Origin of the sequence: Streptomyces prunicolor NBRC 13075, from assembly GCF_000367365.1 — a bacterium.
Lineage (GTDB): Bacteria > Actinomycetota > Actinomycetes > Streptomycetales > Streptomycetaceae > Streptomyces > Streptomyces prunicolor.
Genome location: NZ_BARF01000059.1, coordinates 1 through 20,612, shown reverse-complemented (window position 1 = coordinate 20,612; position 20,612 = coordinate 1). Strand labels below are relative to the sequence as shown.

Below are 20,612 nucleotides of genomic sequence, written 5' to 3'. Positions count from 1 at the left end.
CGCCACATGGGTCTCCGATCCACCCTCGCCAAGGTCTTCGCCAACCGCGTACCGGCCGAGACACAGGCCGCCGAAGCAGCGGCTCAGATGACCCCGGCGAGCCCCTTCTCACCCGGCACCCCGATCGGCCCCTACGACGGCTACTCCCGCACCCCGCGAACCCATGATTTCGTCACCGGCTACAACATCAGCGCCCGCCCGAAGTCCCACGAGCGCGTCAGCTTCGAGACGCTCAAGGGCCTCGTCGACGCCTACGACGTGGCGCAGATGTGCATCTGGCACCGGATCGACTCGATCCGTGCGCTGGAGTGGTCCCTCGTCCCCGCGCCCGGATTCAGGGGGGACGCGCAGGCGGCGATCGACCTCGGGATGAAGGTTCTCGAGAAGCCGGACCGGCAGACGCCGTTCGCGACGTGGCTGGCCAAGTGGTTGTACGACGTGTTGGCGTTCGACGCCGGCTGCCTGTACCGGCTGCGGAACCGCGGCGGCCGCGCGATCGGGCTGCGGACCGTGGACGGGACCACCATCGCGCCGCTCCTGGACTACTGGGGCAACAGCCCGGAGGACCCGGCCGAGGCCTATGTCCAGTACGTCAACGGTCTGCCGTGGAACTGGCTGACCCGCTCCGACCTCATCTATGAGCCGTTTAGGCCGCGCACCAGCTCCCCGTACGGCACCGCGCCCTTGGAGAGCATCCTCCTCAACGCGAACACGGACTTGAGGTTCCAGCAGTACTTCCTTCAGCGGTTCACCGACGGCAACATCCCGCGTGCCTTCGCGAGTGCCCCGGAGGGCTGGACCCCGGAGCAGATCGATCAGTTCCAGGTGCAGTGGGACGCCCTCATGCTGGGCGACCAGTCGATCCAGAGCCAGATCCGGTGGATGCCGGGCGGCGGGAAGATCGAGTGGTCGAACGAGAAAGAGTTTTCCGACGCTTTCTCCCTGTTCCTGATGCGGAAGACCTGCGCGGCGTACCACATCGTGCCGAGCGACCTTGGATTCACAGAGTCCGTCAACCGGTCCTCCGGGGAGACGCAGGCCGATGTCCAGCACCGCGTCGGAGACCTGCCCCTCATCTCCTACATCCAGGGCGCCCTCAGCTACTTTCTGCGCCACGACCTCGAGCTGCCCCTGCAGTTCGCGTTCGACACCGGGCAGGAGCAGGAGGACCGCCTCGAACTCGCCCAGGCGTGGCAGGTCTACATCGATACCGGTATGGCCAGCCCCGACGAGGGCCGCGAGAAACTCCTCGGCTTGCCGGGGGACCCGCACCGGCCCACGCCCCGGTTCTACTCGACTTCCCGGCTCGGGCCGGTCCCGCTGCTGTCCATCCAGGGTGTCGCCGGACGTATCGACCCGGAGACCTTCGGCCCGGCCGAGGACCAGCCCGCGCTCCCGCAGCCGTTCGTGGCGGCGCCCGCCACCGTGCCCGCACCGGGAACCGCCGACGCGGCAGCCGCGCGCGCGGCGGAGGACGCCTACCAGACTCAGGCGCGGCAAATCGCCCAGGGGCCCGCGCAGTTGGCCAAGGACGCCGGAGCGCCCGCGCCGGGCATCACCGCCGGCACGGGGCTGACCGGCTACGACCTGGTCGGCCGTAACAAGAACCACGACGAGGAAGAGGGGCAGGAGGGCTGCGAGGACGTCGCCGACCGGCCCGAGGACCTCCTCAAACGGGAGCTGGCCGCGTTCCGCCGGTTCCGTCAGGCGCGCCGCCGCAACCGGGTATGGCGTGACTTCGAGTTCCGCACCGTCGGCCCCGTGCAGGCGCACCGGCTCAACGACGCCGGCCGTCTCGCGGTCCGCAAGGACGCCGGCGAGATCGCCGTCGCCGGGCTCGCCGTACGCGCATCCGATACCGGCCGCGTCCTCATGCTCCAGCGGGCCCTGGACCCGACCGATCCCGCGTCCGGGATGTGGGAGTTCCCAGGCGGTCACATGGAAGGCGATGAGCGGCCGATGACTGCCGCCTGCCGGGAGTGGCAGGAGGAGACCGGCTGCGTCCTCCCCTTCGTCCCCGACGTCGTTGCCGCCCTCGCCTTCGGCAACGGCCGGAGCTGGACCCACGGCATCTATCAGGGCTTCGTCTACGACATCCCGTCCGAGACCCTCCTTGACCTCACCAGCCGCGACGCCGTCACCAACCCTGATGACCCCGACGGCGACATGATCGAGGCCCTCGCCTGGTGGGACCCCGCGCAGCTGGTCGGCAACCCGGCAGTGCGGCCCGAACTCCTCGACGCCCTAGGGCCGGTGCTGCAGGCGATCGCCGCCTGCCCCTGCTGCGAGGGGAGTGGGGAGCACGGCAACGGCTGCGAATGCCTCCACTGCGACGCCTCCGGCAGCCAGCTCGGGGGGTCCGGGCCGGTGCCCTGCGAAGGGGCGCTCCAGGGTGTTGCCGATGTGACCGTCACCGCGGAGGGCGTCTACGAGTCGACGTGCCCCTGCGGGACGCCGGTCCGCTACGACGAGGCGAACGGCTGGGAGCACGCCGACGGCTCGATGGGGCACGACGCCGACCTGGAGACGGTCAGCGACAAGATGCGCCGGATCGCCAAGGCGGCCACCGGCCCAAAAGGGGACGCCCCTGACGGGGCACGCTGGCCCGGCTGGCACCAGGACCTCAAGGCCGTCGCCTACTGGAAACCACTGCTGATCAACGCCATGCGGGACGCCCTGGACCCGCACGCGCTCGCCGAACAGTGGCTCGCCCAACGCACGTTGGCCAAGGCGGCACGACGCGACCCTGACCAGGTGGCGAACGCGCTGGCGTGGCTCGCCGCACAGGACCCGCAGCTCATCGACGCCCTGATGATCATCCACGACATGCGGGTCGACGGATACGTCATCGGTGAACGGACGGCCACCGCGGTCCTGGCCGGCCACTCCACCGTCGACTGGTCGGGATGGACACCCGGCGACCCTGACGCCGCCCGGCTGGTCACCGCCCGGGGCGCCACCAACGGCCTCCAGGACCTCCTGGACGACGCCGGCCTGACGATCCGTTCCGTGGCCGCCACCCGCATGGACCGGCTCGCCAACGTCCTGTCCGACGCACTGGCCCGCGGCGACAGCGCCGACACCCTCTCCGTATCGATCAGCCACCTGATGACCGACCCCGCCTGGGCCGAACGCGTCGCGGTCACCGAGATCGCCCGCGCCGTCTCCACCGCCACCCTCAACACGTACCGGGCCAACGGCGTACGGCAGAAGATGTGGCTCGTCTCGCCCGACACACGGGTCTGCGATCGCTGCGTCGACAACGAGTCCGCCGGCGAACTCGACCTGAACGACTCCTTCCCCAGCGGCGACCAGCTCCCACCGGCCCACCCCTCATGCCGCTGCGCCCTGCTGCCCGTGACGACGTCTTAGGAGGTGAGCCCGTGCCGATCCCCGAGCAGCGCTACGTCCTCGGAGTCGCCTACCAGGCCGGCCCCGACCCGCGCATCCAGCGCGGAGCCGACGGCGGCCGCGACTATTTCAGCCCCGAAGAGCTGGAAAAAGCGGCGTGGGGCTTCCTCCGTGACGGGCCGTCTGTCGGCCTCTTCCACGCGGACGGCACCGAAGGCGCGGCGACCGTCGTGGAGAGCTACGTCTACCGCGGCCCGGACTGGCACCTCGGCGACGACATCGTCGTCAAGTCCGGGGACTGGCTCATCGGCGCCGTCCTCGACGAGCGCGCCTGGCAGCTCTACAAGGCCGGCCGCATCACCGGATGGAGCCCGCAAGGACAGGCCCGCCGCATCACGCACCGGAGCAGCTGATGACGACCCCCGCAGACACCGAGTTCACCGAGCTCACCGACGCCACCATCCCGCGCGTCGACCTGGTCGACAAGGCCGCCAACGGCCTCCCCTTCCTCCTCGCCAAGCAGCAAGGGGGCCTCCTCGACCCCGAGTTCGTACGCGAGCTGATCGCCAAGTCGGAACCCGAGACGACCCCCGACGCCCGGGACGACGTCACCGTGACGGGCAGCCCCGCGGCGATCGCCAAGCTCATCCACCAGGCCGCCGTCGCGAAGGCCAAGGACAAGGAGAACAACACGATGGACCCGGACGACAGCGCCGACGGCCTGGACCCCACGGTCGTACTCGCCGCCCCCGCCGAGGAAGCCCCCGGCGACCCGGCCACCCCGGGCACACCGGCATGGGAGGCGATCGACGCGGCCACCGCCCAGAAGTGGACCAGCATCCTGGCGCGCGCGAAGAACGCCATCGACGTTCTCGCCGAGCGGGAGATGCTCGAGGCCGCCTCCGCCGACCCGGACGACATCGACAACGCCTTCAACCTCCAGGACGCCTGCTGCGCCATCGACTACGCCATCAGCGTCCTCGCGCCGTTCGCCGTCGCCGAGCAGGCGGAAGCGGACTGCGGCACCGACCTGATGGCCGCCGTCGGGAAGTCCCTCACCGACTGCGACGGACCCCTGGCCACCATCGAAGCCTTCGCCCAGGTCACCAAGGCGGGCCGCGTCCTGTCCACCTCGAACGAGGCCGCGATCCGCGGAGCCGTCGAGCAGCTCCAGAAGGTCCTGGCGTCGCTGCCCGCCGCACCGGCCGCCCCCGAACCCACCGAGGAGGGCGGCCAGCCGGTCGCCAAGCAGGAGGAGCCCATGCCCACCACCACCTCTCCGGCTACCGCCGTCGCGGACGCCGGAACGCCGGTAGGCGAGGATCTGGCGAAGGGCGTCGACGCCCCGGTGACGAAGGCCGACAAAATCCCGCAGGTCGCCGTGTACGACCAGGGCGGCAACCTCGTCGGCATCGTCGACCCCGGCGACATCGTCATGATCGCCCAGGCCGAGCCTGACACCGAGCCCGAGCCGGCCCCCGAAGACCCGGCCGCTCCCGCCGAGACTCCCGACCTCGTCCCGGCCCCGCCGGCCGAGGCAGGGACCCCCGCCGACGCCGTACCCGACGACGTCAACAAGTCCACCGAGATCACCACCGGCGTTCCCACGCCGGACGACGAGCTCAAGAGCATCGCCAAGGAAGCAGCCACAGCGGTACTCGCCGACTACAGCGCCACTCAGGAGGAGGCCGTCGCCAAGCAGGCGACCGGCCTCGCTGAGCTGGCGAAGGAGGTGGAGTCGCTGAAGGAGCTGGTCAAGGCGTTGGAAGAGCAGCCCGCCGTACCGAAGGTGTTCACCAACGGAGCCGTCCCGCCGAAGAGCCAGCTTCGCGGCCAGGACCGAGGCGCTGGTACTGCTGTCGACACCGCAGCTGCCGTGGAGATGAAGAAGGGCCTGTACGCGGCCCCCGACGCCACGGCGCAGAAGCTGATCGCCGACGACATGCAGGGCCGGGCGATCGCCCGGCTCCAGGAGATCCACAGCGGCGGCGCCCGCTAAACAGCGCTCACCCCAGCCCTTTCAAGCCCCCGCTGACGCATCGCGTCCCGGGGGCTTTCGCATGCGCAGAAACGGACACCGCACATGAACGCAATGCAGGAAATGACCGAGGAGACGCTGGACGCCATCACCAAGGCGCAGTCCACCGGCATCCTCACCGGCACCGGCGTCTACTCCTACGACCTCAGCGACCTCGTGTCCCTGATCCCCGTGGTCACGCCGTTCCGTGACCACGTCTCCCGCAAGATGAGCCCTGACGGCAACCCGTACGCGGTGTGGCGCGCCTTCATGAACGCCACCAACTCGCAGCCGGACCCGGCGATGGGCTTCGACTACGCGGCCAACGAGACCGTCTTCAACGAGCAGGACTTCCAGGCCCGGTACAAGCCGACCGGCCTCGCCGGCCTCGTCACGCAGGACGCGTACGACCTGGCCAAGGGCTACGGCGACCCCTACGCCATCGCCACCTTCCAGGTCCTCAACCAGGTCTTGATCGGCGACGACCGCAAGTTGCTCGGTGGCCAGTCGTTCGCGCTCGCACGCCCGGCCGCGCCGACCCTCACCCAGGCATCCTCGGGCGGCACGATCGGCGCCGTCACCGCCTACGTGGGCGTCGCAGCCCGGACCGGCAGCGGCTACTACTACGGCTCCGGCAACAGCCGCGGTAACAGCGCGAGCACCACGTTCGGTTCCGGCACGACGAACAAGATCACGGCCACCGTGGCATCGGTCCGTGGCGCGGTCGCCTACGACTGGTTCTACAGCGCCAACGGGAGCACCTGGTACTACTACACGACCACCACGACCAACACCGTCACCATCACGGCGACGATCAGCGCCAACAACGCGCTGCCGGCCGCCTCGGTGACGCCGGACATGTCGACGTCGTGGCTCGGCACCGCGAACACGGTCCCGACCATCAACACCGCGGCCGACAACGGCTCCGCCAACGCGAACGACTACGACGGCTTCCTGGCCAGCCTGACCGGCGACTACAACGGCTCCGGCCAGTGGGTGCAGCCGGGCACGGGCACCGCCAACCCGTCGGTCAACGCCAGCCTCGACGGCGCCACCCTCACCCTCGACGGCGGCAGCGTCGCCGAGATCGAGAACTACCTGTTCCTGGCGCTGTGGCAGGCCGTCAAGTGCTCCCCGACCGCGATCATGGTCAACGCGGTCCAGGCCCAGAAGATCGCCAACCTCGTCCTCGGGTCGGCCGGAGCCACGACGTTCCTCAACACCGACTCGTCCGGCCGCATCAACGTCACCGCGGGCGGCCGGGTCGGCGAGATCGTCAACGCCCCCGCGGGCGGCGTCACCGTGCCGATCGAGGTCCACGTCTCCGTGCCCCCGGGCACCATCCTCGCCCGCACCGACCGCGTCCCGTTCCCGCAGGCCAACATCAGCTCCGTGCTGGAGTACCGCAGCCTGAGGGACACCGCGCAGTTCGACTACGGCACCGGCCGCGTCGCCAACACCGCAGGCGGCGGCCCGCGCAAGGAGTTCGAAATCCGCAGCGTCGGAGCGTTCCTGAACCGCGCTCCAGTGGCGATGGGATCTTTGCAGAATGTGGGCTAAATAGCCAATACGGGTGCGCGATTACGGCTAGCCTCGACAGGTGAAGACCTGTCAGGCATGCAAGATCGCAAAGCCGCTGGACGAGTTCCACAAGGCGTCGAAGTCCCCTGACGGGCGGCAGTACCGGTGCAAGCCCTGCGCCATCTCGGCCGCCCGCCAGAGAGCACTGGACAACCCCGAGGCCAAGCGCGAGGCAGACCGGAAATACCGTCAGACCGACAAGTACAAGGCCAACCGCAAAGCGCGCAGAGAAGGCCCCCAACGCGAGCGCATCCTCGGGCAGAAGCGCGAGGGCTGGTACCGGAACCACGAGGCGAACCTCGAGAAGCTACGGGCGCGGCAGGCAGACCCTGAGTTCCGGGAGAAGCAGCGAGCGCGGTATGCGCGGTGGCGGAAGAACAACCCGCGGGGTCACCGCAAGTGGTGGCTTCAGTACTTCTACGGCGTGACGCTTGAGCAGTGGGACGAGATGGTGCTCGCTCAGGAGGGCCGATGCGCGGTCTGCTCGCTCCCCGCTGAACTCGTGGTTGACCACTGCCATACGGCTCAGCGGGTTCGAGAGCTGCTGTGCGGCCTCTGTAATTCGGGGCTTGGTCTTTTCAAGGACGACCCGGAGCGGCTGCGGGCGGCTGCCGAGTACATCGAGAAACATCATCGCAGTTAGAGCCGGAAAACGATCGAGAGGCCGGGAGCTCCTTGCTCTCGGCCTCTCGTGTTTCCCAAGTACCTCAAGGAGCAGCAGGCATGCGTCTGTACACCCTCACGGGCGCGAGCGCGCTCGATGACCCCGACTACGGCCACTTCGAAGCCGACGACCAGGGCGGCTTCGACTTCCCCAACGAAGTCAGCGACAAGCTGCACCGGTTCCACGTCGACGGCAGGCCGGCCTGGGAGACCGACATCGAGCGCCAGAGCCGGCTGATGGCCGAGGAACTGGAGCGGCGCAAGGACCCGGCGACGTTGCTGGAGGCCGTGGAGATGCTCGTCGCTGCCGCCAGCGGCAAGGCTGCGGCCCAGGTGGCGCCCGCGCCGTCTGGCGTCGGCGGCGACCAGGGGAAGGCCGAGGACCCCGGCGACGCGGGGGACGGAGACCCGGGCGACGGCGGCGACCAGGGCGACGCCACGGCGCCTGCGAAGAAGACGTCCGCGAAGAAGACGGCCTCCAAGCCGGCCAAGTAGGGCGCCTGCGCCGGAAGGAGGCGACGGATGCCCGCCATCCCTTATGTGACCGCGGCCGAGTTCGAGGCGCACCCCACGTACCTCGCCCTGGGCAACCTCCGCCAGGACAACACCGACCCGGCCGCGCAGACCGCAGAGCTGACGAACATCCTGCTCATGGCCTCCGCCTGGGCGGACAGCGAATGCAATCAGCCGCTCGGCGCCCACCTGGTGACACGGAATCAGCGGGCACGCGTGGACCAGGAGGGCAACCTCCAGCTGGTCGCCAACCACTTCCCGGTCCTCGCGGTTGCGTCGGTCGCGTACGGGCTGCGTCCGACCGCGCTGGTGGACGTGGCGGACCTGTCCGGGGTGTGGACGGAGCAGAACCGGCTCGTCAAGGTGCCCGTCGGGCTTCCCCGCTCGACGTCGGGCCCCGGCTACTACGTCCGCTGGACGTTCGTCGCCGGCCGCGTCGCGACCCAGGTCAACGACGCGGCGGACCAGGCCGCTTCGTCCCTGACCGTGACCGACCCGACGGGGGTCCTGCCCGGCGAGTCGTACCGGCTGTGGGAACCCGGCGTGGAAGAGACGGTCATCGTCGCCGACGACTTCGTACCTCCCACGCCGTCGACGGCCCCCGATCCCGTCACCGTGCCGCTCACGTCGCCCACCCGCTACGCCCACAGCCCGGGCTTCTCCTTCGCCGGGATGACGCCCGACGTGAGACTGGCGATCACCTCCTACGGCGCGAGCCTCCTCATGCGCCCGGACACCGCGAGCGAGGACGAGTTCCCTGACAACAACGCCTCGTCGACCCGGTCCAAGGACTCCCGTCCCACCGGCCTCGGCCTGGTGAAGGAAGCCCGCCGCATCCTGATGTCGGAGACGGTGGTGAGCTGACCGTGGCGATCACCGAAGTCCTCGACGGCATCTGCCGCTACTTCGGCGGCGAGTACGACCCCGACACGCGTACCTACCGCAGCTCACCCGTCTCCGGGGTCGGTGTGGTCCGCCGGGGGAAACCCAAGGACGACAAGGCCGCCGATTACTTCCTCGGGATGGACCCGGGCGCGCGTACGGGCAGCGTGATCCTCGTCCACGTCCCCAGGCAGCACGAGTACCGCCGGGCTCTGGGCGGCGAGCACTCCGGCCTCAAGCAGATCGTGTACGAGGTGATCCTTCGGGTCTTCCTCCGCAGCACCACCTCCTACGCCGAAGACGCGCAGGACGACGCCTACGCCCTGCGCGACGCCCTGGTGGAGTGGATGCGTCGCGATAGGACGCTCGGCGAGGCCGTGTTCCAGGCCGGTGAGCACATCACCGAGTCTGGCGGCGACGGCATCGACGTCGAGTACTCCGAGCCGGCCACGGCCGCCAACCTCACCAAGGGCTACTTCGAAGTGCGGTTCGCGGCCGTCGAGTTCGTCGAGGCCTGACCCCTTCTTTCCCCTTCAGACCCCTTCACCCATCGCGGGTGCAGGGGTCTTCCGTTTCTCCCGGACCGGAGGGCCACATGGCCAAGACCCCCAGCAAGCCTGCACGAGACGACGGCTCCGACAACACCCCGGCGGCCGATGAGCAGCCCGCAGCCGCTTCGCCAGCGCCGCCGGCCGAAGAATCGCCGGCCGCTGCGCCCGCACCGGATACCCCGGACCAGACCGAGGTGCCAGAGCCGGTTGCCGAGGAGCCGGACACGGGTCCGGAGCAGCTGCCGCCGGGTGTGTACGAGTACGTCGCCGGTATCGGCTGCGTGTATCCGCACGTCCCGCTCACCTGCCGTGCCTTCCACCCGGTGGTCGAGGCGACAGAGACGAGGCCGGAGATTCCCGAGCAGGCAGCCACGGTCTTCGAGTGGCTGGACGGGCCGCCGGCGGACGGCCGTTGGGCGCCGACGGAGAAGACCCCCAACCAGGTCGCGGACAACTCCGGCGGCCTCCTGAACGGCAAGGAGTAAGCCGGTGCCCACACCCACGACTTACGCGCCGGCGAAGCAATTCGTCGGCGTCGCAACCGAGGTCAGCCAGGGCACTGCGGTCGCCATGACCGCCACCCTGCTCCTGGACAACTTCAAGCCGAAGGACGGCCCGAAGTTCCTGGAGGACAAGGCATGGCGCGGCGCCATGGCCACCGACTCCTTCGCTCAGATCCCCGGAGTGGCCACCGCCGAGGCGGACATGGGCGGACCGGTGTTCATCGACGGGCTCGGGTTTTTCCTGCGGAACCTGATGGGGGACCTGTCCACCACGGGCACGTCCACCGGCAGCGGCGGGACGACGCTCTCCGCACAGGCCACCGCCGGGGCCTCGAGCATCTCCACCGTGGCGAGCATCCCGGCCTCCACGGTCGTGCAGATCGGCACCGGTGCCACAGCCGAAGTCTTCACCACCGGCACGCCGACCGGGTCGGGGCCGTACACGATCCCGCTGTCGACGCCGTCCGGCGGCCTGGCGTACACGCACGCCTCGGCTCAGGCCGTCCAGCCCGTGACCGGCCCGTACACGTATGCCTGGGCGCTCCTCAACTCCGGCAGCGGGCAGCCGCTGTCCCACACGCTGACTCACATGCTCGGCCCGACCGCGACCAGTGGTGCCCGTCAGTACCCGGGTGCGGTGTTCTCGGAGGTGGGCTTCAAGTGGAACAGCGAGTCGGACCTGTTCACGTTCGACGCGAAGGCCACCTCATGGCCGTCAGTGCCTCTCGGGTCGGCTCCGGTCGCCAACCCCGGCACGGTCGCGCCGATGGCGTCCTGGCGTATGGCGGTGGGCATCGGGGGCCCCGCGAGCGGCGGCACGCTCATCCCGACGGTGACGGACGGCGAGATCAACCTGAAGAGGGACATCAACCCGTATTTCACCGGCAACGGGGTCCAGACCCCGTACATCATCCAGCGCGCGGGACTCACCGTCGACGGCAAGCTGAACTTCGTTGCCGCGTCGGAGAGCCCGCTGCTGTACATGCTCAACAACACGCAGCCACAGCTGCAGTTGCTGATCTCCAACGGCCTGGCCGGCGTCAACTACGGCGCTGTGCAGTTCGACTTCGCCCAGGCCGCCTTCACGGAGGCCGAGTCCGACGGGTCGAAGACGGCCGTCGAGTACAGCAACACCTTCAAGGCGGTGCTGAACACGACGAACGCGGGCGGGTCCGGCTCGTACAGCCCCTGCAAGGTCTCCGTCACCTGCAACGTCACCCCCGGCACCTACTGATCCCTCCGGCCACTCACCTATGGCCGCAGTAGCCCTTCCCACCCTCACACCCTCACCAGGAGAAGACATGTCCCGTATCGCCCTGCCATCCGGAGAATGGGTCGAACTCCGCGACCCTGCAACGCTGCGCCGCGGCGACAAGAAGCGGGCACTGAAGATGGTGCCGATCGGCGAGGACGTCGACCTGTCCATGGCCACGCAGGTCGAGATGGCAGACGGCGTCCTCGCCGTGATGATCACGGCGTGGTCGTACGCCCTGCCGCTGCCGGTGACCGCAGAGTCCCTCGAGCTGCTGTCGATGGAGGACGGCAACTTCCTCGAGGAGAACGAGACGATCAAGGAAGCGCACAAGGTGCTCTTCCCGGAGCAGCCGGCCCGGACAGAGCAGCAGGTGGCGGACCCGCTGTCCCCTACCGAGCCCTCCGCCGAGTAAAAGCCCGGCTGGAGGGACGTGAGCCTCCCGGCAGGTTCCCGGCGACGGACTGGGACCGGGCCCTCGACTACGTCTGGTACGCCGAGCGCTACGGGTGGGCGCCGTCCGTCGTCGATGAACTGCCGGCATGGCTCGACAACACCATCCCCGCCCTCGCGGACCTCTTCGACGAACTCCGCGAGGACGCACGGGAGAAGGCCGAGCGCGACGCCGAGCGCAAAGCCCGCCGCTGACCCGCTCACACCGAAGAGGGGGCGGGTCCGGTGACTGGAGGCGTGCAGATCACCGGGCTCTCCGAGCTCAACGGCGCCCTCATAGCGCTCGAGCGGGACCTGCAACGCGCCACACGCGTGGCGACCGCGCAGGCCGCGCACCTGGCCGAGGGCGCCATCAAACAGATGCTGTCGACCTCGAGCCACCCCAAGGGCACACCCACACCCTCCTCGCCCGGTGACCCGCCCTCCCTGATCACCGGCACCCTGCGCCGCTCCATCAAGGTCGTCGGACCGGTCCCCGCAGGTTTCGGCCGCTGGCTCGCCGAGGTCGGCCCAACCGCCGTGTACGGGCGCGTCCAGGAGCTCGGCGGCACCGCAGGCCGCGGCGTCCAGCTACCCCCGCGCCCGTACGTACAGCCCGCGTTCGAGCAGCTGGTTGTCACCGGCACGATCTCCCGCACCTATCACCTCGCCTGGGCAGCAGCACTCGCTCACTGACCATCCCCGACAGCCCCTCGCTCGGCGCTCCGGCGCGTGCGCAGGGGCTGCTCGCTGTGCCCGAAAGGCGGTGTGCCGTGAGCGGTGGCGGTGGTGGCGGAGGAGGGCTTCTTCCTCCTGTTGTCGCGCGGTTCCTGGGTGACATCACCCAGCTCCGCGCCACGATGCGCGAGGCCCGAGCCCAGGTCAACGGGACCGCCGCAGGCATGAAAGCGGCGGGGGCCACGGCCTTCGCGGGCATGGCCCGTATGGGCAAATCCGTCTCTCTCATCGGCGCTGGCGTTGCCGTTGCCTCGGTGAAGATGGCCGGGGACTTCGAGGCCCAGACGATGGTCCTGCACACGGCGGCCGGGGAGACCGTCAAGGGCCTGGCCACGGTCCGTGCGGGCATTCTCGACATCGCCAAGGGCACCGGCACCGACTGGCACAACTTGACCGAGGGCATGTACCAGGTCGAAAAGGCCGGGTATCGCGGTGCGGACGGCCTGAAGGTTCTGAAAGCGGCGGCGCAGGGAGCGCGCGAGGAAAACGCGTCGCTTGACTCGGTCACTAACGCCATGACCAGCGTTATGGCGAGCTATCACCTCAAGGCAACAGAATCCGTTCGCGTAATGAATGGAATGAAAACTGCTGCGGGCGAGGGCAAAATGACGATGGAAGAATTCGCCTCTTCCTTGTCTACGGTGCTGCCTATTGCCTCAGCGAACAAGATTTCGTTCGGCGAGGTCGGCGGCGCGCTGGCCACGCTCACGCAGCACGGTACCTCGGCGCGTGAAGGAACTCAGGAACTCGCTTCCACCATCAGGCAGCTGGCGGCCCCGAATAATGTCGCGATCCAAGAAATGCAGCGGTTGGGCCTGTCCTCGACGGACGTGTCCACGCACCTTGGCAAGCGTGGCCTGACCGGCACGCTTGACCTTCTTTCGCAGACCGTGCTGTCGAAGATGGGAAAGTCCGGCACCGTCCTCCTCTCGGCTTTCAACAAAACCAAGCAGGCCGCGAAAGACGCGGACCTGATGGTCAAGAGCATGCCCAAAAGTATTCAGGGCCTGGCCCAGTCCTATTCCAAGGGAAGTCTTAGTGTCGGCGACTGGCGCAAGGCGCTCAAGGCGCTCCCGCCGGACCAGGCGAACCTTTTGTCGCAGTACGCCACCCTTCAAAATAAAACCAAGGGTTTTTCGGCTGAATTGAAAAAGGGTGGACCGAGCGCCCAGACATACACTGAAGCGGTTAAAAAGCTCACCGGTGGCGCCATCGGCCTGAATACGACCCTGCAGTTGACAGGTGAGAACACCGAGGGTTTCAAGGATCGCGTCAAGAAGGTCAGTGGATCGTTCAACCACGCCAGCAAAGACGTGGAGGGCTGGGACGCCACTCAGAAGCTGTTCAACGTCCGGCTGGCCAAGGCGAAGCAGACCATCTCCGTGCTGGCGATCGAGATCGGCACGAAGCTCCTCCCCGTCGTCATCAAGATCGTCGACTGGTTCGGGAAGCACAAGACCGCTGCTACCGCTCTCGCCGGGGTCATCGGCGGCATCCTGGCCCTTTCGGTGGTCGCCTACGCGGCGAAGCTCGCCATGAGTGCCGGGAAGACCGTTGTGGCCTTCGGGAAGATGGGCGTGGGAGCCGCCAAGGGTGCCGCCCGGGTCGTTCAGGGCTTCAGGTCCGCGCAGGTAGCCGGCTCGGCGTTCTCCGGGAAGGCCGGGAGCTTCGGGGGCGCTCTGCGTAAGGGCTTCGACGGCTCCGTGCGTGGCATCAAGGCGGCCGGCCGGGGCATCGCCGGCGTCGGCCGGAGCATCGGGAGCGCGGTGGCCAAGGCAGGCCGGGCCACGATGTCCGGCCTCACCCGCAGCGTCCGGGCCGCGGGCAGAGCGCTGAGCGCGACGGGCCGGGCCGCCGTCAGGATGGGCAGGAGCGTCGCGGGGGCCGCAGCGAAGGCCGGGCGTGCCGCTTGGGCGGGCATGGCCCGCGGTGTCACGGCCGCTGGGAACGCGATGAAGGTGGCGGGCCGGGCCGCGCTCACTCTCGCCCGGAACGTCGCCCGGGCCACGCTCGCGGCAGCACGCTCGGCGATCGCCTGGACCATCGAGAAGGCGAAGCTGATCGGGGCGGCGATCGCCGAGAAGGCGGCTGCGATCGGTCAGTGGCTCCTCAACGCGGCCCAGGCCGCCAGCCCGCTCGGCCTGGTTGTTCTGGCTATTGCGGCGCTGGTGGTGGGCCTGATCTACGCCTACAACCACGTCGCCTGGTTCCGGGATCTCTGCAAGACGGCGTTCAAGGGCATCGCTGACGCGGTCGGCTGGGTCGTCGACTGGGTCAAGGGCCACTGGCCGCTGCTGCTGGCGATCCTGACCGGGCCGATCGGGCTTGCGGTCCTGTACATCGTCAAGCACTGGGACAAGATCAAGTCCGGTGCGTCGTCGATGTATCACGGAACCGTCAACGTCCTGACGAGCCTGGTCAACTGGGTTGCGGGGCTGCCGGGGCGGATCTACCACTGGCTCGCCGGCCTCGGAAGCGGGCTCGCATCCCGGGCGGCTTCTGCCTGGCGTTCCTTCAAGACGTCGACGGTCTCCAAGGCCATGGAAGCCGTGACGTGGGTCCGCAGCCTGCCGGGTAGGGCCAAGGCGGCGCTCGGCCAGCTCGGCTCCTACCTGTACTCGGCGGGCCGGTCTCTGCTGAAGGGCTTCCTCAACGGCATCAAATCGATGCTCGGCCCGGTGGCCGACGCGGCCCACAGCGTCCTGTCCCACGTCTCCGGACTGTTCCCCCACAGCCCGGCCGAATGGGGCCCGTTCTCCGGCAGCGGGTGGACGCTGCACTCCGGTCATGCGCTGATGGACGGCCTGGCCCAGGGTATCCGTGCCGGGTCGCCGGGCGCCGTGGCCACCATGCAGGGGGCGGCCAAGGCGACGTCGGACGGTTTCGCGCGGACCCTCGGAATCGCTTCGCCGTCGAAGGTGTTCAGGCAGCTCGGCATCTACGTCAACGAGGGCCTGGTCGACGGGCTCACCGGGTCGACGGCCCGGGTGAAGGCGGCGACGCGGAGGGTCGAGTCGCTGCTGACCCAGACCTACAACCGGGTCGCCGACCTCAAGGGCACCAAGGGCGTCAGCAGCAAGTGGGTGAAGTCCCACGAGAAGACCCTCAAGCGCCTCGAGTCGTACGCTCGCAAGGAAGACTCCCTGATGCGAGGGCTCGCGGCCAAGCGTGATTCGGTCGCCGCGAAGCTCAAGAGCGCCCAGTCGAAGCTCGCCGCGTTGCAGAAGTCCTGGTCGGACGAGGTAAAGAACGTCGCCTCCGGTGTGATGCAGGGCTTCTCCATCGTGACGGACGCCCCGCAGGAGGGGTTCGCGCTCACGGCCGCCGACGTGGTCAACAAGATGCGCGACCAGATGCAGAAAGCGACGCAGTTCGCCGCGCAGCTGCAGGCGTTGAAGAAGAAGGGCCTGTCCGCGTCCCTGATCGAGCAGATCGCGAGTGCCGGCGTCGACTCGGGCGGCGCGACGGCGGCCGCCCTGGCGGGGGCGTCGAAGGGGCAGATCCAGCAGATCAACTCCCTGCAGAAGACCACCCAGTCCGCAGCGACGTCGGCGGGCAAGGCGGTCGCCGACTCGATGTACTCGGCCGGCATCAAATCGGCGCAAGGACTGGTCAGGGGGCTCCAGAGCCAGGAAAAGGCGATCGAGAAGCAGATGACTCGGATCGCCAAGGTCATGGCCGCAGCGATCAAACGGGCTCTCAAGATCAAGTCGCCCTCGCAGGTGTTCGCGTCCATCGGCCAGTGGATCCCCAAAGGCCTCGCGGCGGGTGTCGACCGCAACGCGCACCACGCCGCCGGCGCCGTGCGACGCCTCGCCGGATCGGTCACCGGCGCGGGCCAGTTCACCGGCGCCGGCCTGGGTCTGGCCGGCGCCGGAGGGGGTGGGGCCGTCACCCACAACCACTTCCACTTTCAGGTCCAGGGCAGCGTGGCCACGGTGGACGGCCTGGCGAAGGACGTCGAGAAGTCGTTCCTGCAGCGCGGCATGCGCAACCCCCTGACGTACCCGCCGTACAACCGCTGACCAGTCGATGAGAGTGAGGGCGCCGCCGGGCGCCGGATAGGTGGTGCCTGGTGCCGAGCCCGAAGCTGTCCAACCTCGGGGACTTCTTCGGCGGGACAGCTCTCAACACGGCGCTGTGGAACGCGTCTTCCGGGTCGCCGAACGTCACCCTCGACACGGCGCTGGACCGGGTCGCGGTGTCGTGCACGACCTCGTACTACGCCCTCGGCTCGACCACCTGGGACGCCACGAGCAGCAACACGGCAAGCCCTAACGGCGTGTACGCCCGGGTCGTGCCCGCCCCGCTGGGGAACGGTGGGACGGAGACCTTTTTCGAGGTCGTCCTGAACTCCACCAACAAGGCCAGCCTCTACCTCTCGGGCGGTGTGTTCCGGGCCCGGGTCGTCAACGCGGGCGTCAGCACCACCACGACGATCGCCGCGAACTGGGCGGCGTACGACGCCTACTCGTATGCGTGGTGGCGGATCACGGAGGTGTCCGGCAGCTTCGTGTTCGCGACGTCGCCGGACGGCTACACGTGGACCACCCGCGCCACGATCGCCTACAGCTGGTCGGCGACCGGCGTGACGTTCCAGTTCACCTCCGGCTACACCGGCACCGAAGCCGCGTCCTCCGCGTACATCGACCACGTCAACACCCTCACGTCGGCGTACGGCCAGCTGAATCTCAACTGGCCCGTGATCGAGGACGGTTGGGGTGCGTTCTGGAACGCGAACGGAGGCACGCAGCCGACCGACAGGTATGTCGAGGTCACGGACCGGACCCGCGGCACGATGTCCGTCGGCCGCGGCCGCCAGTACGAAACCGACCAGGTCCGGACGGGAGAGGCGTCGCTGACCCTGGACGACACCGACTCCGCTCTCGACCCCACGAACGCCGGCGGCCCCTGGGCCGGGCACATCGCCCCGTACCAGCCCTACCGGCGGCGCGCGCAGTGGCCGCCCACCCGCAACGTGCTGGACCAGGTCATGGCCACCGGAGGCGACCTGGGCGGATTCAGCGGCACCATCAGCTCGGCGACCAGCGACATTTTCTCCAGCACCGATGGCTCCGGAGGTTCCTTCGTCTCTTCCGCGACGGCGTGGCAGGGCGCGACCGTCATGCAGTTCGCGGTCCCCTCCGCCACTGTCGCGACGACGCGGATCTGCCACACGCCCCGCTGGAGTGTGATCCCGGGGCGTACATACACGGTGCAGCTGCGCATCCGGGACGTCACGGCCGCGACGAGCCTGTCGGTCTACGCCTTCTTCGGCTGGTACACCGCCGGAGGCGGCGCGACGCCCACCTCGTTCAACTACGGCACCTCGACGGCGCTCACGGGCTCGACAACAGCCGGCTGGACCCTCCTCACCCTGACGGCGACCGCACCGGCCAACGCGGCGGGTATGGATGTGGGTGCCGCTGTCGCCGCTACCGCTGCGGCCACCTGCAGCGTGCAGGTCGACGCCTGGCAGTTGGAGAAGGGCTCTACCGCCACCACGTGGCAGGCACCAGGAGTCTGGTACCCCGTCTACGCGGGCTGGACGGAGCGCTGGCCCTCGCAATGGGACGACAGCGGAACCTACGGGACCGTGCAGCCCACGGCCGTGGACACGTTCAGCCTGCTCTCCCAGCAGCAGCTGCAGGACTCCCTCACCCAGGAGATCAACAGCCTGAGCCCGCGGTTCGTGTACCGCCTGGACGACCCCGCCGACTCCACGACGGTGACCGACTGGACCGGAACCAATCCGCCTGCCCAGCTCGGCATCAGCAAATACGGCGCTGGCTCACTGACGTTCGGGAATGCGATCACCGCAACGGACGCCACTGGCGTCTACACCGGGTCGAGCGGCACGGTCGCCACGATCAACAACTCCAACCCCGGAACCAACCTGATCACCGGTGGCGCGACGTTCATCCGGCTGTCCACCGCCGGCATCGTCGGCCCGGCCGACCCGACGTCCTGGTCCAGGGTCATCGCGTTCCGGTACACGGGGCCGATGCCGACAGTGTTCGCGTTCCTGTGGTCGTGCACCGACCGGCAGCGGTCCGGCGGCGGCCCGTCGGGCAGCCACATCTACGTCTACCTCGACACCGCCGGCAAGCCGAACTTCTGGATCCAGGGCCCGACGGGCGCAGGCACAGCGACCCTCTTCGGGGGCGCCACGAACTGCGTTGACGGCGACTGGCATCTCCTGTGGTTCGGCTACAACCAGGCCACGGGGCAGGTCTTCGTCTCGCAAGACGGCGCCACCGCCGCGTACATCGGGAGCGTGCCGTCCACCAACACCCCCACCGGGCTGATCAGCGACAACGTAGGCGGCTTCGTCGACGCGACCGTGGGTAACGGTACGACGTACAACTTCAAGGGAGACATTTCCTTCGTCGCGGAGTTCGCGAACATCGCCCAGAGCGCCAGCCAGATCACCAACTTGTACGCGGCGTGGAAATCGGCGTGCGCAGGCGAGTCGTCCGACGCGCGGTACGCCCGGATCCTCCGCTACGCGGGATACTCCGGGGCGTACGGGCTCCAGACCGGTCTCACCACGAACATGGGGCCGGCCGCGATCGACGGCCAGGACGCGATGACCGCGCTCCAGGGCGTCGTCGACACCGAGAATGGCGCCCACTTTGTGGACCGCGCCGGGGCCCTTCAGTTCAAGGCGCGCTCGGCCCGCTACAACGCCACGACGCCGGTCTACGTGTTCGGCGAGAACGCCGGCGAGTGGCCGTACGAGAGCTGCGAGCTGGACTACGACAGCACCCACCTGTCCAACCAGGTCACGGTCACGCAGGAGGGCACCAGCCAAAATTTCTACGCGACAGACGACACCTCACTCTCGAGCTACTTCGCCCGGACGATGACGCGCACGATCAACTCGGGGGATCCCAACGAGTGCCAGGACGCGGCCGGTTACCTCATCTCGAGGTACAAGCAGCCCGCGCAGCGCGTCACCTCGGTCAAGCTGCATCCCTCGGCGCTTCCCGCGCTGTGGCCCGTGTGCCTGTCGCTGGAACTCGGCACACGCGTCCGGCTGATGCGCCGGACGCCCGGAGGCGCTGTCACGCAGGTCGACTGCTTCGTCGAGAACATCCAGTGGGACTTCGGGGACGACAACGAAGCAGCGCAGACGCTCCAGTGCAGTCCCGCGGACCTGACCCCGTACGGCATTTTCGGCGCCTGGCACACCACGCTGGCGACGTCGCCCAGCTCGGGCGTCACCACGATCACGGTCAACGCGAGTCACGACAACACCAACGCGCTCGCCGCGCAGCTCGCCTCCGGTCAGCAGCTCGTCCTCGGCCAGAACACGGCCAACCAGGAGACCGTCACGGTGCAGTCGGTCGCCGCCACCAGCGCGGGCTGGACGACCGCGGTCATCACCCTCACCGCAGCCACCACCAAATCCCACACGACGGGCGACACCGTCTGTGAACCGCTGCCCGCAGGGACGACGGACCCGACGACATGGGACTCCGTCTGCCAGTTCGACAACATCGCCTTCGCCTACTGACCATCGGAGGTTCCCGTGACCCGCACGGTGCCAGTCTCAGCCAGCGAGGCGCCCGGCAACTATCTGACCGGCGCCCTGTGGGCCGCGCAGATCAAGGCCACCATGGATTTCCTCATGGGCTCCGGCACCAACGGTGTGCCGAGGTTCAAGGGGTACGCGTCCAGCGCTCAGTCCCTCGCGACCGGGACGGCCGACATCCCGCTGACCCTGGACACGGAGGACTACGACAGCGACAACGGGCACAGCACCAGCACCAACACCTCCCGCTACACCATCCAGGTCGCCGGCACCTACCTGCTCCTGGGCACCGCGGCGATCGCCACCAGCGCCACCGGCAACAGGAAGCTGGGAATCAACGTCAACGGCGCCAACGCCCGCGGCGGCGTTGTCCAGGCCCCGGGGTTCGCCTCCAACTCCTGGTGCGGGGGCGTATCCACCTCGCAGGCGTTGAGCGTCGGTGACTACGTCGAACTCGTCGCTTGGCAGAACAGCGGCGGCGCCCTCAACACCTCCGCCACCACCGGGTTCGGGCCGACGCTCATGTGCCAGTGGATCAGTAGCTGACCCAGTGAGCCGCGGACCGTCGCCCGGATCACCCGGAACCCGTTCC

At 68.7% G+C, this 20,612-nt stretch carries 15 protein-coding genes; all 15 read left to right on the top strand.

Annotated features, from left to right (window positions below; translation table 11 throughout):
• Positions 1 to 6 precede the first annotated feature (6 nt).
• The 15 genes from SPR02S_RS26055 to SPR02S_RS25980 all read left to right on the top strand — a co-directional run bounded on the left by SPR02S_RS26055 (position 7) and on the right by SPR02S_RS25980 (position 20,566).
• Positions 7 to 3,372, top strand: a complete 3,366-nt coding sequence (locus SPR02S_RS26055; RefSeq protein WP_019059947.1) for a phage portal protein — start codon at positions 7 to 9, stop codon at positions 3,370 to 3,372.
• 11 nt (positions 3,373 to 3,383) lie between these two features.
• Entirely contained in the window at positions 3,384 to 3,764 is a 381-nt protein-coding gene (locus SPR02S_RS26050; protein ID WP_019059946.1) for an XkdF-like putative serine protease domain-containing protein, read from the top strand.
• The gene (locus tag SPR02S_RS65745) at positions 3,764 to 5,350 is read left to right on the top strand and encodes a hypothetical protein (protein ID WP_020684212.1); all 1,587 of its coding nucleotides are present in this window, start codon (positions 3,764 to 3,766) and stop codon (positions 5,348 to 5,350) included. Before SPR02S_RS26050 ends, SPR02S_RS65745 begins: the two co-directional genes overlap by 1 nt.
• A gap of 84 nt (positions 5,351 to 5,434) precedes the next feature.
• A complete protein-coding gene (locus SPR02S_RS26040) occupies positions 5,435 to 6,928 on the top strand; it encodes a hypothetical protein (RefSeq protein ID WP_158697871.1) in 1,494 nt (497 codons plus the stop codon).
• 40 nt (positions 6,929 to 6,968) lie between these two features.
• A complete protein-coding gene (locus SPR02S_RS64520; protein WP_019059944.1) occupies positions 6,969 to 7,592 on the top strand; it encodes an endonuclease VII domain-containing protein in 624 nt (207 codons plus the stop codon).
• 80 nt (positions 7,593 to 7,672) lie between these two features.
• Entirely contained in the window at positions 7,673 to 8,107 is a 435-nt protein-coding gene (locus tag SPR02S_RS26025) for a hypothetical protein (protein ID WP_019059943.1), read from the top strand.
• 27 nt (positions 8,108 to 8,134) lie between these two features.
• Positions 8,135 to 8,989, top strand: coding sequence for a hypothetical protein (locus SPR02S_RS26020; protein ID WP_019059942.1), 855 nt, complete (start codon positions 8,135 to 8,137; stop codon positions 8,987 to 8,989).
• Positions 8,990 to 8,991: 2 nt separating this feature from the next.
• Positions 8,992 to 9,525 (top strand): hypothetical protein, encoded by a 534-nt coding sequence (locus SPR02S_RS26015; protein WP_019059941.1) that lies wholly within the window; start codon positions 8,992 to 8,994, stop codon positions 9,523 to 9,525.
• A gap of 77 nt (positions 9,526 to 9,602) precedes the next feature.
• Positions 9,603 to 10,043 carry a hypothetical protein gene (locus SPR02S_RS59020; RefSeq protein WP_019059940.1) on the top strand — a complete coding sequence of 147 codons (441 nt, stop codon included), beginning with the start codon at positions 9,603 to 9,605 and terminating at the stop codon, positions 10,041 to 10,043.
• Positions 10,044 to 10,047: 4 nt separating this feature from the next.
• Complete coding sequence (locus tag SPR02S_RS26005) at positions 10,048 to 11,295, top strand: phage tail tube protein (protein WP_019059939.1); 1,248 nt, start codon at positions 10,048 to 10,050, stop codon at positions 11,293 to 11,295.
• A gap of 67 nt (positions 11,296 to 11,362) precedes the next feature.
• Positions 11,363 to 11,728, top strand: coding sequence for a hypothetical protein (locus tag SPR02S_RS26000; protein ID WP_019059938.1), 366 nt, complete (start codon positions 11,363 to 11,365; stop codon positions 11,726 to 11,728).
• Positions 11,729 to 11,991: 263 nt separating this feature from the next.
• Positions 11,992 to 12,441 carry a phage virion morphogenesis protein gene (locus tag SPR02S_RS25995; RefSeq protein ID WP_158697870.1) on the top strand — a complete coding sequence of 150 codons (450 nt, stop codon included), beginning with the start codon at positions 11,992 to 11,994 and terminating at the stop codon, positions 12,439 to 12,441.
• A gap of 77 nt (positions 12,442 to 12,518) precedes the next feature.
• Entirely contained in the window at positions 12,519 to 16,508 is a 3,990-nt protein-coding gene (locus tag SPR02S_RS25990; protein WP_158697869.1) for a phage tail tape measure protein, read from the top strand.
• A 50-nt stretch (positions 16,509 to 16,558) separates the two neighbouring features.
• Positions 16,559 to 20,002 carry a hypothetical protein gene (locus SPR02S_RS25985; protein WP_019059936.1) on the top strand — a complete coding sequence of 1,148 codons (3,444 nt, stop codon included), beginning with the start codon at positions 16,559 to 16,561 and terminating at the stop codon, positions 20,000 to 20,002.
• 15 nt (positions 20,003 to 20,017) lie between these two features.
• A complete protein-coding gene (locus SPR02S_RS25980) occupies positions 20,018 to 20,566 on the top strand; it encodes a hypothetical protein (protein ID WP_019059935.1) in 549 nt (182 codons plus the stop codon).
• The last annotated feature ends 46 nt before the right edge of the window (positions 20,567 to 20,612 follow it).

Bases quoted from the DNA above. Each gene is read 5' to 3' on its own strand.
- SPR02S_RS65745 (WP_020684212.1), top strand. From the start codon at position 3,764: ATGACGACCCCCGCAGACACCGAGTTCACCGAGCTCACCGACGCCACC.
- SPR02S_RS26000 (WP_019059938.1), top strand. From the start codon at position 11,363: ATGTCCCGTATCGCCCTGCCATCCGGAGAATGGGTCGAACTCCGCGAC.
- SPR02S_RS26020 (WP_019059942.1), top strand. From the start codon at position 8,135: ATGCCCGCCATCCCTTATGTGACCGCGGCCGAGTTCGAGGCGCACCCC.
- SPR02S_RS59020 (WP_019059940.1), top strand. From the start codon at position 9,603: ATGGCCAAGACCCCCAGCAAGCCTGCACGAGACGACGGCTCCGACAAC.
- SPR02S_RS26040 (WP_158697871.1), top strand. From the start codon at position 5,435: ATGAACGCAATGCAGGAAATGACCGAGGAGACGCTGGACGCCATCACC.
- SPR02S_RS26055 (WP_019059947.1), top strand. From the start codon at position 7: ATGGGTCTCCGATCCACCCTCGCCAAGGTCTTCGCCAACCGCGTACCG.
- SPR02S_RS26025 (WP_019059943.1), top strand. From the start codon at position 7,673: ATGCGTCTGTACACCCTCACGGGCGCGAGCGCGCTCGATGACCCCGAC.